Origin of the sequence: Verrucomicrobium sp., assembly GCA_028283855.1 — a bacterium.
Taxonomy (GTDB): Bacteria; Verrucomicrobiota; Verrucomicrobiia; order Methylacidiphilales; family GAS474; genus GAS474.
In genome coordinates this window covers 178,427-190,074 of sequence record JAPWJX010000005.1, presented here as the reverse complement: position 1 = coordinate 190,074, position 11,648 = coordinate 178,427, and the positions used below count along the sequence as shown (strand labels likewise).

Sequence of the window (11,648 nt, the reverse complement as noted above, 5' to 3'; positions counted from 1 at the left end):
TTTTGGGGATGACCCGCCGCAGCGCCCGCTTACGCGGGGAAAACGGTTACATGCTCCGGAACTTGCCCCAGGCCTCCGGCGGTTTCTTGAAATGCCCGACCTTGCGGGAATAAACGAAAGTAAGGCCGTTCAGGCGGCCGCCCTGCTGGGCTTCCTCGCCCTCGGCGGCTTCGGAGACAGCGCCTTCGGCGGCCTGATCGGCGGCCGGGGCCTCGTCGTCCGGAATGTTGAAATATTCGGAATTCACGGAGTTGACGCTAGCCGGGGCGGCCAAAACGGCTTCCCCAGCCTTGCGCTGGGGGTGCGTGGAATTGCGCTGCATACAAAGCGCTGAGGGTGTCTAAAATGCAATTTATTTGCAATTATAATCGCAAATTACTTGCGAAAGCCTCGCTGGACAGCGCCCTTTCCCAGCGTAAATTGACGGCCTATGAGCCAAATCAAAGACCTGACCAAAGAAGCCCCCACCAGCCCCCGCGTCCGCACGGGCGGCTACGCCCTCCTCTCCCGCATGGCCGACAAGGGCCGCGCCGACCTCCAGGGCAAGGTGGGCGAGTATCACTTCGCCTGTCCCCTGGACCAGGTACTCTTCGAATTCAAGGGCGTGAAGGACGCCGACGTGAAGAAGCTCCTGGAAACCGGCGCCAGCGACGCCGACCTCGCCGCCTGGCTCGAAAAGAGCGGCACGCCCCGCACGGCGGAGGAGATCAAGGCCTGGTCCGACTCGATGGAAGCCGCCAAGCCGTACGAGAACCCGGAGAAGAAGGAATGGTTCGTCGGCGCCTGCGAGCCCCTGGGCATCGATCCGGCCAAGAGCACCCTCTTCGACATGCTCGAGGCGGACGACAAGGCCAGCTTCAAAAAGTAACTTCGCCGGGCGGCTTCGGCTCCCCGGCCGAGTCGGGGCCGCCCGCTCCCCATTTCCAACAAAGCAACCCCGCCAGCCATCCGGCGGCGGCTCCCACGGCCAGCAGCAGGCCGCTGTGGAAGATAAGGGGCGCCACCACGCCCGCGATGAGGGAGAAAGTCCCCAGCTGGATGGCTGCCTGGAGGGAGGCGGTCAGGCCCCGGTTGGCCGGAAAAAGGTCGAGCGTCAGAATCGTCATGGCGGGAGAGGCCAACGCCATGCCGAAGGTGTAGACCATGATCGGCAGCACGGCCCAGGGAACCGCCGGCGCGGCCAGGGCGTTATAGGCCACGTTCACCGCCACGGCGCCGCCCATGATCCCGTAGCCGGTCCAGATCGTCCGCTTGGGCGGCCAGCGGTGGGCCAGCTTGCCGGAGACGATCGCCCCCAGCGTCATCCCGGTAATGAGCGGCGTGAAGAGCCAGGCGAAGGCCGTCGGCGGCAGGTGCAAGAGCTGCATGAGGAAGACCGGCGCCGCGCTGACATAAAGGAAAAGCATGGAGGAGGCCAGCGTCATGCCCAGGCACTGGCTCAGGAAGCGCCGATCCGCCGCCACCCGTCCGTAGGCGCGCAGCGTGGCCCGCAGCCGCAACGGCACGCGGGCCTCCGGCACCAGCGTCTCCTTAAGACTCCGCCCGCAGGCCGTTAGCAGGAGCGCCCCGTAGAGCCCCATGAAGACGAAGACGGAGCGCCATCCCAGGGCCACCTCCAGCCATCCGCCCAAAAGCGGCGCGATCAGCGGCGCCAGGCCGAAGACGGCGGTGACCGTCGACATCGCCTTCTGCGCCTCCGGGCCGGAAAGGCGGTCCCGGATCATCGCCCGGCCCACGACGATGCCGACGCCGACGGAAAGCCCCTGAACCAGCCGGAAGAAGACGAGGACGCCGACCCGCGGCGCCAGAGCCGCGCCGACCGAGGCCAGCGCGTAGACGGAGAGCCCCGCCAAAATAATGGGCCGCCTTCCCCAAGCGTCGGAGAGGGTCCCGTGGAAGAGGGTCATCACCGCCATCGCCAGGAGGAAAACGGTGAGCGTCTGCTGGATCGCCGCCGGACCCACGCCGAAATACCGGCCCATGGCCGGGAACGACGGCAGGTACGTGTCGATGGAGAACGGCCCCAGCATGGCCAAAAAGGCCAGCAGGGCGATCAGGCCGCGGTGGAGCTTCACCCCAGGAGGGCTAGGCGCTCGCGAACGACTCGTCGAGGACTTCCAGGAGGAAAGCGGCGTCGGCCTCCGTCAGGCACATGGGGGGCTTCACCCGCAGGACGTTGCCGAAGAAGCCGCCCTTGCCGATGAGGAGGCCCAGCTCCCGGGCCTTCTCGTAGACCTGGAGGGTTTCTTCCTTGGCCGGGTCCTTCGTCGCGCGGTCCTTCACCAGCTCCACGCCGATCATGAGGCCCTTGCCCCGCACCTCGCCGATGAGGGAGTGCTTCTGCTGGAGCTTGCGCAGGCCCGCGTCGAGGGTCGCGCCGATCTTCAGCGCGTTGTCCTGGAGCTTCTCCTTCTCGATGACCTCCAGCACGGCCTTCCCCTGGGCGCAGACCACGGGGTTGCCGCCGAAGGTGTTGAAGTGGATGCGGCTGGTCATCGCCTGGGCGATTTGCGGCGTGGTGACCACGGCGGCCAGCGGCACGCCGTTGCCGATGCCCTTGGCCATCGTCACGATGTCCGGGACGACGCCCTGCGTCTCGAAGCCCCAGAAGTGGGTGCCGGTGCGGCCAAAGCCCGCCTGCACCTCGTCCGCGATGCAAACGCCGCCCGCCGCGCGGACGTGGCCGTAGGCTTCCTTCAAGTAGCCGTCCGGGAAGACGACGGCGCCGCCGACGCCCTGGATCGACTCCGCGATGAAGGCCGCGACCTTGCCGGAGGTGGCGTAGTCGATGACGCTCTTCACGTCGCGTCCGTATTTCTTGCCCGCTTCCGCGTCATCGTGGCCCCACGGGCCGCGGTAGGGATCGGGCGCCAGGGCGTGGTGGACGCCGAAGGGCTGGGGCACGTTGAACTTCCAGGTGGAATGGGCCGTCAGGGCCATGCCGGAGGCGTTGCCGCCGTGGTAGGCGTTGCGCAGGGCCACCACGTCGTAATTCCCGGTGTAGGCGCGGGCCATGAGGATGGCCAGGTCGTTGGCCTCCGAGCCGGAGTTGACGAAGTAGACCACCTTCAAGTCGCCCGGCATCTTGTCGGCCAGGGCCTTGCCGTATTCGGCGATGTTCGGATGCAGGTAGATGGTGGTGGCGTGCTGGAGCAGCTCGTTCTGGCGGTTGCCCGCCGCCACGATGTGCGGGTGGCAGTGGCCGCAGCTCACGGTGACGATGCCGGCGAAGGCGTCCAGATAGCGGCGGCCCGTCTCGTCATAGAGATACTGCCCCTTCCCTTCCACGATCATGAGCGGCTTCTTGTAGAGGTGGAAGAGCGCGGGGCTTAGATACTGCTTCCGCAGCGCCAGGACCTCCTCCGCGGAGGGGCCGGTGTAGGGAGCGGGCTGATGGTTGAAGGGAGGGAGGACGGGCATGTTCTTATGCATTTTTGAAGGGGAGGCGGAGGATGAGGTAGAGGACGAACGCCAGGCCGAAGCCGACGAACCAGGCGTAGTGGTAAAGGGAGAGCAGGAACGGCGCGTGCCAATGCAGGACGCCGATCGTCATGAGGAAGCCGGGCAGGTTCGGCAGCACGGCCAACGCCAGCGCGGCCAGCGCCACGACGCTGTAGCCTCCGGTGAAGGCGTATTCCCCGCGCGCGTGGTAGAGCGCGGCCAGCTTCAGGTGCCGCTTCCGGTAGACGAAGTAATCGGCGATGAGGATGCCGCCGATCGGTCCCAGCAGGGCGCTGTAGCCGATGAGCCAGGTGAAGATGTAGCCGGAAGGATCGGCCAGAAGCTTCCACGGCATCATAAAGAGGCCGACCAGCCCGGTGATGAAACCGCCGGTGCGGAAGGAGATATGCTTCGGGGAAAGATGGGCCAGGTCGTTGGCCGGGCTGACCACGTTGGCGGCCAGGTTCGTGGCCAGAGTGGCGATGCAGAGGGCCACCATGGAAATGACAAGGACGCCGGGATTGCGCATGTGGGTGAGGACCTCCACCGGATCCCAGATCGCCTTCCCGTAGATGACCGCCGTGGCGGAGGTGACGGCCACGCCGATAAAGGAGTAGAGCGCCATGGTGAACGGCAGCCCCAGGCTCTGCCCCAGCACCTGCGCCCGCTGCGTCTTGGCGTAGCGGGTGAAGTCCGGGATGTTCAGGGAGAGCGTGGCCCAGAAGCCGACGATGCCGGTCAGCGCGGGAAAGAAGTAGCCCCAGAAGCGCCCCGCCTGCGGCTGGCCGGGATCGAAGGCGGAGGGCTGGGAAAGAATGGGCCCGAAGCCGCCCGCGTGCCGGTAGGCCCAGTCCAGCAGGGCCAGCCCCAGGGCGATGAGGAGCGGCGCCTTCACGCTGAGGAGGAAGCGGATCGAGTCGATGCCCCGGTAGATCACCGCCATGTTGATCCCCCAGAAGAAGAGGAAGCAGACCAGCTGGGAAGCGGTGATGCCGAGCCAGCCGATCGGCGTCCCCTGCCCCAGCGCGGGGAAGAAGACGGCCAGGATCTGGTGGATGGCCGCCCCGCCGATCCACGACTGGATGCCGAACCACCCGCAGGCGACCAGCGCGCGCAGGAGGGCCGGGACATTCGCCCCGCGGACGCCGAAGGCCGCGCGGCAGTAGACGGGGAAGGAGATGCCGTAGCGGGTCCCGGCCTCCGCGTTGAGGAGCATGGGGACCAGGAGAATGACGTTCCCCAGGAAGATGGTGGCCACGGCCTGCCACCAGCTCATGCCGCCGCCGATGAGGGAGGAGGCCAGCATGTAGGTGGGGATGCAGGCCGCCATGGAGACCCAGAGGGCGGCGTAGTTCCAAACGCCCCAGCTGCGATCCCGGGGGCGGACGGGGGAAAGGTCCTCGCTGTAGAGGTGGCTTTCCTGGACGTTCACCACCTCCGTGAAGGCGTCGGCGTGGGCGATGCCGCTCATGTCAGAAATGGCTGGGCTGCCGCTGCAGGAAGCGGCCCCGGCCCGGCTGCCCGACGAATTTTCCGTCCCGCACCGCCACCTCCCCGCGCACGGTGACGACGGAGGGGCGGCCTTGGATTTCCCACCCCTCGAACGCGCTGTAGTCGACGTTCATCGCATGAGTCCGCGCGGAGATCGCGCCGCGGTAGGCGGGATCGTAGACGACGAGGTCGGCGTCGCTCCCCTCCTCCACCGCGCCCTTGCGCGGGTAGAGGTCGAAGAGCTTGGCCGCGTTGGTGCTGGCGGCGGCGACGAAGGTCTGGAGGTCGATGCGGCCCGCCGCCACGCCGTAGGTGTAGAGGAGGTTCACCCGGTCCTCCAGGGCGGGAATGCCGTTGGGGATCTTCGTGAAGTCGTCCTTCCCCATCGGCTTCTGCCCGGCGAAGTCGAACGGGGCGTGGTCGGTCGCCACGGTCTGAATCGCGTGCTCCTTGAGCGCCTTCCACAGGACGTCCTGGTTGGCGGCGTCCCGCAGCGGCGGCGACATGACGAACTTGGCCCCCTCGAATCCGGCGCGCTCCGCGTCGTCCTTGGAAAGGAGGAGATACTGGATGAGGGTCTCCACCGCCACGTCGACGCCCCGGGCGCGGGCGGCCAGGGCCTCGTCCAGCGCCTCCTTGCAGCTCAGGTGGACAATATAGAGAGAAGTCCCGATCAGCTCCGCGAAGGAGGTCAGATGCTGCACGCCGCTGGCCTCCACGCGGGGCGGGCGGCTCCAATAGTGATACTCCGGGCCGGTCTTTCCCTCCGCCATGAGCTGCTGCTGGAGGGAGGCGACCAGGGTCTCGTTCTCGCAATGGGCGGTGACGATGACACCCAGTTCCTTGGCCAGGGAGAGGGTCTTGTAGAGTTCCGCGTCGTCGATGCCGAAGGCGCCCTTGTAGGCCAGGAAGATTTTGAAGGAGGAAAGCCCCTCCGCGACGATTCGGCGCAGCTGCTCTTCCGTCTTTTCCCCGAACTGGGTGACGCCCATGTGGAAGGTGTAGTCGCAGGCGGACTGCCCCTCGCTCCGCTCCCGCCAGGTCCGGTAGCCGTCCCAGGTTTCCTGGGAGCGGGCCGGGCAGCACATGTCGAAGATCGTCGTCGTCCCGCCGACCAGGGCGGCGCGGCTGCCGGTGGCGTAGGTGTCCTTCGCGTAGGTCCCCATGAAGGGGAGGTAGATGTGGGTGTGCGGGTCGATGAAGCCGGGGAAGACGTATTTCCCCGCCGCGTCGATCACCTCCGCCCCGGCTGGGGCGGTAAGGCCGGGGCCGATCTTCGTGATCGTCTCCCCCTCGCACCAGACGTCGGCCTTGTAGCGGCGGTCGGCGGTGACGATCTCGCCGTTCTTGATGAGGAGCGCCATGGGGCGGGGCTACTTCTGCCAGATGTCGCCGTCGGTCGCGCCGAACCAGCGGGTGGTGGTGACCTTCTGCTTGGTGAAGAACTGGATCGATTCCTTCCCCTGCAGGTGGAGGTCGCCGAAGAAGGAGTCGTTCCAGCCGCTGAAGGGGAAGAAGCTCATCGGCGCGGGCACGCCGATGTTGATGCCGACCATCCCGGCCTGGATGCGGTGCTTGAACTCCCGGGCGGCCTTGCCGGAGCGGGTGAAGATGGCCGCGCCGTTCCCGTAGGCGGAGCGGTTGGCCAGCTCGATGGCGGCGTCCAGGTTGTCCATGCGGACGACGTTGAGGACGGGGCCGAAGACCTCCTCCTTCATCGTCGTCATGCCGGGCTGCACGCCGTCCAGGATCGTCGCGCCGACGTAGAAGCCGTTCGGGGCCTTATCGACCTTCGCCCCGCGCCCGTCGCTCAGGACCTTGGCCCCCTCCCCCGCGGCGGCGGAAACCAGGTCGCACACGCGGTCGCGGTGCTGGGAGGTGATGACGGGGCCCATCTTGGCCTCCGGATCGACGTCGGTGGGGCCGACGCGCAGGGCCTTGGCCTTCTCCACCAGGGCGGGGAGGACGGTCTTCCCCGCGTCGCCGATCGCCACGGCGGTGGAGCCCGCCATGCACCGCTCCCCGGCGCAGCCGAAGGCCGCCTCGATGAGCGCGGTGGAGGAGGCGTCGACCTCCGCGTCCGGCATGATGAGGACGAAGTTCTTCGCCCCGCCGGCGGACTGGACCCGCTTTCCGTGCCGGATGCCGGTCTCATAGATGTACTTGGCCACCGGCGTGGAGCCGACGAAGGAAACCGCGGAGACCTTCGGATGGGTGATGAGGGCGTCGACGCACTCCCGCCCGCCGTGGATCATGTTGAAGACGCCCGGCGGCATGCCGGACTCCAGCAGCAGCTCGGCCAGGCGCAGGGCGGTCAGCGGGACCTTCTCGCTCGGCTTGAGGACAAAGGTGTTCCCGCACGCCAGGGCCACGGGGAACATCCACAGCGGCACCATGGCCGGGAAGTTGAACGGCGTGATCCCCGCGCAGACTCCCACCGGCTGGCGGACGGAGTCGCAGTCGATGCCGCGGGCGATGTTCTCCAGGCTCTCCCCCATGAGGAGGGACGGGATGCCGCAGGCGAACTCGACGTTCTCGATGCCGCGCCGCACGTCGCCGCGCGCCTCGGCCAGGGTCTTCCCGTGCTCCCGGGTGACGCTCTGCGCCAGGGCGTCGAACTCCGCCTCCAGCCGCATCTTGTAGCGGAAGAGGATGCGGGCCCGCTCCACGGCGGGCGTCTCGCTCCAGGCGGGGAAGGCGTCATGGGCGGCCTGCACCGCCGCGTCGACCATCTCCGGGCCGTAGAGCGGCACGTGGGCGATCACCTGCCCGTGGGAGGGGTTGTAGACCGGGGACGTGGCGACGCCGTCCGGCGCCTGCCACTCCCCGTTGACTAAGACCGGACAGGTGAGCGTCGACATGGGAAGGGACTCCGTTTTGCGTTTAGTTGCGGGCTAGGGCGTTGGACTGCGCGACAAAGGAATCGCCGCTCCACTCCGTGTCGGCGGAGATCATCTTCTTGGCGTCGGCGGCGGCCTTCTGCTCCGCCTTGCGCGCCTTCTGCCGCACGACGAGGTCGGCGTGGGTGGTGAAGTAGTCCAGGCTCTTGCCCTTGAAGTCGGCCAGCGTCTCGAACTTGTGCTTCTCCATGAAGGCCAGGAGCTGCTCCTGCATCGGCTTCACGCACTCGTAGCCGAATTTCATGACGCCCGTGCAGACCTGCACCGTGTCGCTGCCCAGGAGGATGAACTGCGCGGCGTCCTCCCCCGTCTCGATGCCGCCCATGCCGGAAAGGGTCTTGCCCGGAAAATCCTTGCGGATCAGCTGGGCGATCTCCATGCACATGCGCAGGGCGATGGGGCGGACCGCCTTGGACGAATAGCCGCCGGGGGTGGTGTAGCCCTCCACGCTCGGCTCCGGCCGCAACGTCTCCAGGTTCACGCCCATGACGCTGCGGATGGTGTTGATGGCGGCCAGGCCGTCGACGCCCGCTTCCAGCGCGGCGCGGGAGGGGTCCTCGATGCGCGTCACGTTCGGCGTCATCTTGGCCCAGACGGGTTTCTTGGCGGCGCTCATCACCCACTTGCAGACCTGGCCCAGGATCTCCGGGTTCTGGCCCATGGCGGCGCCCATCTTCCGCTCCGGCAGACCGTGCGGACAGGAGAAGTTCAGCTCGAAGGCGTCGACGCCCGCGTCCTGGCACTTCTGCACCAGCTCGATCCAGCGGCCTTCCTCGAACTCCTCCATGATGGAGGCGATGAGGATGCGGTCCGGGAACTCGTCCTTGCAGCGCTTGAACTCCTCGATCCACGCGGTGATCGGGCGGTCGCTGATCAGCTCGATGTTCTCCCAGCCGATGACTTCCTGGTTGTTGGAAAACAGCTTCGCGTAGCGGGGGCTCACGTTGGTCACCTTGGAGGCGTCCAGGCTGATCGTCTTGGCGATGACCGCGCCCCAGCCTTCCTGGAAGGCCTTGCGGATGACGTTGAGATTGGTTCCCGGCGGCCCGGAACCGATGATGAAGGGGTTGGGAAGCTTGAGCCCGTTGACCGTAGTTGCCAGTGTTGCCATAATTGCCCTCCTAGGAAGTTTAGCGGTTTAACAAAGAAGGGCTCCGTAAGCAATTTAAAGGCCAAGGTTTGCAAATATTAAGGAATTTGGCACACGAACCGCTAGCTCCCCCCTCCCCATGACCCTCGACCCGAAACGGACCGTCGCCGAACTGAAGGAACTCCGCGCCCTCACCGCCGATGAAAACGGCGCCCAGCGCGTCGCCTTCACCCCTACCTGGACGAAAGCCCGGGAATGGTTCCGGGAAAAGCTAAAGGGCCTGCCCGTGGAAACCGCGACCGACGCCGCCGGGAACGTCTGGGTCACCCTGCGGGGCGCGTCGGAAAAAGCCCTGGTTCTGGGCAGCCACCTGGACTCCGTGCCCCACGGCGGCTGGCTTGACGGCTGCCTGGGCGTCGTGGCCGGGCTGGAAGTCCTGCGCCGGATCGCCGCCCAATATAATGGGAAGCCCCCCGTCACCGTCCGCCTCGTCGACTGGACGGACGAGGAAGGCGCCCGCTTCGGCAAGAGCCTCTTCGGCTCCTCCGCCTGCGCGGGTACGCTCGACCTGGACGAGGCCCGGAGCCTTAAGGACAAGGACGGCATCCCCCTCCCCGAAGCCGTCAAAGCCCACGGCATCGACCTGGCCACCGCCAAGGACGCGGGCAAGGAACTCAAAAACGCCGCCGCCTACCTGGAATTGCACATCGAGCAGGGCCCCGTCCTCCTGGACGCCGGGCTGCCCCTGGCCACCGTCCTGGGCACCTACGGCGTGGAACGCCACGCCATCACCTTCAAAGGCCAGGCCGCCCACTCCGGCAGCACGCCGATGAACCGCCGCAAAGACGCCTTCCTGGCCGCCGCAAAGATGTCCCCGGAAATCTACGCCATCACCGATCGCCACGGCGGCGTCTGCACCATCGGCTCCTGCACGACCAAGCCCGGCATCGTCACCAGCGTCGTGGAGGAATGCCGCATCACCCTGGACCAGCGGCATCTGGACGCCGCCGCGCTCGCCGCCATGCTGCGGGAGGCCCGGGAAGCCAGCGAGCGCTTCGCCCGGGAAGGCGGTGTTACCGTCGAATGGAGCCGCATCTGGCACATCGCCCCGCGCCCCTTCCACGAGCAGCTCCTGGCCTTCTGCGACGAGGCGGTGACCCAGACCGCCGGGACCCTTTACCGCATCCCCTCCGGCCCCCTGCACGACGCCTCGGAAGTCGCCGGGGCGGGCGTCCCCACCGTCATGCTCTTCGTCCAGAGCCTCCACGGCATCAGCCACAACAAGATCGAGGACACCCGGGAAGAGCACCTGGAACAGGCCGTCGCCGCCTTGGACCGCCTGGCGGAGAAGGCCTTGCGGTGGATTGCGGGTTGACCTGCCGCGCGTGCCCCGGCAGGATGCCGGGCTATGTCGACGCCCGCCAAGAAGGTGAACCTCCGCACGCCGGAGGTCATGAAGATCGTCCAAGCGGAGGTGGAAAACCACTACCGCAGCCCGATCGTTGAATTTCTCCGCCACACCGGCTCCCCCCTGACCGCGGGCGGCCTCACCGTCAAATTGGCCAAGGCCTTCGGCTTTTGCTACGGCGTCGAGCGCGCCATCGACCTGGCCTACGCCGCCGCCAAGGTCTGCTCCGGCCGCGACATCTACCTCCTGGGCGAGATCATCCACAACCCCGAGGTGAACGACCAGCTCAGCGCCATGGGCATCAAGCAGCTCCATGAAGTCGACGGCAAATACCAAGTCGACCACCTGACGGCCGACGACGTCGTCATCATCCCCGCCTTCGGCGCGGAGGTGAACACCATCAACCGCCTCAAGGAAATCAACTGCCAGCTCGTCGACACCACCTGCGGCGACGTCATGAGCGTCTGGAAGCGCGTCCGCCAATATAAGAAGGAGCAGGTCACCTCCATCATCCACGGCAAGGCCTGGCACGAGGAGACGAAAGCCACGGCCAGCCAGGCCGTCGGCGACGGCAAGACCCCCAGCGGCCACTACCTCGTCGTCTACAACCTGGACGAGACGGACTACGTCTGCCGCTACATCCGCGAAGGCGGCAACAAGGAAGAGTTCCTGGAGAAGTTCAAGGGCGCCCACTCCCCCGGCTTCGACCCGGACCAGCACCTGCGCGCCGTCGGCGTCGCCAACCAGACGACCATGATGCGCGGCGAGACGGAGGAAGTGCAGCGCCGCATCCGCAAGGCCATCGCCGACCGCTACGGCGAGCAGTCCGTCGACAACCACTTCCGCTTCTTCGACACCATCTGCGGCGCCACCCAGGAACGCCAGGACGCCCTGCGCGACATGCTGGACCAGGAAAAGATGGACCTCCTCATCGTCGTCGGCGGCTACAACAGCAGCAACACCTCCCACCTGGCCGAGATGGGCGAGGCGATGCTCCCCACCTACTTCATCAAGAACTCCGAGCTGCTCGTCTCCCCCCAGCTCATCCGCCACTGGGACCTGCACCACGGCCAGGAAAAGAGCACGGAAAACTGGCTGCCCCCGGGCAACGTCCACGTCGGCATCACCGCCGGCGCCTCCTGCCCGAACAACTTGATCGAGGAAGCCATCAAGCGCCTCTTCGAGTTCCGCGGCGTCAACGTGGAGACCCTGCTGCCGCCCGGCTTCCAGGACGTCCTGGCCCCGCAGCCGGCCGCCGCCGCGCCCGCGCCCGCGCCCGCGCCGGCGCCCGCCGCCACGGCCTAAAACACCGCATTCA

At 66.9% G+C, this 11,648-nt stretch carries 10 protein-coding genes; 3 read left to right on the top strand and 7 right to left on the bottom strand.

All coding sequences use genetic code 11. From position 1 onward, the window contains the following. Positions 1-46: 46 nt before the first annotated feature. Entirely contained in the window at positions 47-247 is a 201-nt protein-coding gene (locus tag PW734_10510; protein ID MDE1171620.1) for a hypothetical protein, read from the bottom strand. A gap of 183 nt (positions 248-430) precedes the next feature. Between PW734_10510 and PW734_10505 the strand changes: the two genes are divergently transcribed. Beyond that, on the top strand, positions 431-868 hold the full coding sequence (locus PW734_10505; protein ID MDE1171619.1) for a DUF5069 domain-containing protein: 438 nt from the start codon (positions 431-433) through the stop codon (positions 866-868). Here the strand turns inward: PW734_10505 and PW734_10500 are convergent. The 6 genes from PW734_10500 to preA are packed head-to-tail and all read right to left on the bottom strand — an operon-like array spanning position 858 to position 8,943. Beyond that, on the bottom strand, positions 858-2,075 hold the full coding sequence (locus PW734_10500) for a multidrug effflux MFS transporter (GenBank protein MDE1171618.1): 1,218 nt from the start codon (positions 2,073-2,075) through the stop codon (positions 858-860). The two genes, PW734_10505 and PW734_10500, sit on opposite strands and share 11 nt — an antisense overlap. 10 nt (positions 2,076-2,085) lie before the next feature. After that, positions 2,086-3,420: an aminotransferase class III-fold pyridoxal phosphate-dependent enzyme gene (locus tag PW734_10495; GenBank protein ID MDE1171617.1), complete on the bottom strand. Its 1,335-nt coding sequence runs from the start codon at positions 3,418-3,420 to the stop codon at positions 2,086-2,088. Positions 3,421-3,424: 4 nt separating this feature from the next. Beyond that, positions 3,425-4,912, bottom strand: a complete 1,488-nt coding sequence (locus PW734_10490; protein MDE1171616.1) for an NCS1 family nucleobase:cation symporter-1 — start codon at positions 4,910-4,912, stop codon at positions 3,425-3,427. A gap of 1 nt (position 4,913) precedes the next feature. Further along, positions 4,914-6,296 (bottom strand): dihydropyrimidinase, encoded by a 1,383-nt coding sequence (hydA, locus tag PW734_10485; GenBank protein MDE1171615.1) that lies wholly within the window; start codon positions 6,294-6,296, stop codon positions 4,914-4,916. Between the two features lie 9 nt (positions 6,297-6,305). Further along, positions 6,306-7,793, bottom strand: coding sequence for a CoA-acylating methylmalonate-semialdehyde dehydrogenase (locus PW734_10480; GenBank protein MDE1171614.1), 1,488 nt, complete (start codon positions 7,791-7,793; stop codon positions 6,306-6,308). Positions 7,794-7,815: 22 nt separating this feature from the next. Then, positions 7,816-8,943, bottom strand: a complete 1,128-nt coding sequence (gene preA / locus PW734_10475) for an NAD-dependent dihydropyrimidine dehydrogenase subunit PreA (protein MDE1171613.1) — start codon at positions 8,941-8,943, stop codon at positions 7,816-7,818. Positions 8,944-9,061: 118 nt separating this feature from the next. On the opposite strand from preA, the gene PW734_10470 reads away from it, so the two are divergent. Both PW734_10470 and PW734_10465 read left to right on the top strand, forming a co-directional pair. After that, positions 9,062-10,297, top strand: a complete 1,236-nt coding sequence (locus PW734_10470; GenBank protein ID MDE1171612.1) for a hydantoinase/carbamoylase family amidase — start codon at positions 9,062-9,064, stop codon at positions 10,295-10,297. A 33-nt stretch (positions 10,298-10,330) separates the two neighbouring features. Beyond that, complete coding sequence (locus tag PW734_10465; protein MDE1171611.1) at positions 10,331-11,635, top strand: 4-hydroxy-3-methylbut-2-enyl diphosphate reductase; 1,305 nt, start codon at positions 10,331-10,333, stop codon at positions 11,633-11,635. Positions 11,636-11,648 lie beyond the last annotated feature (13 nt).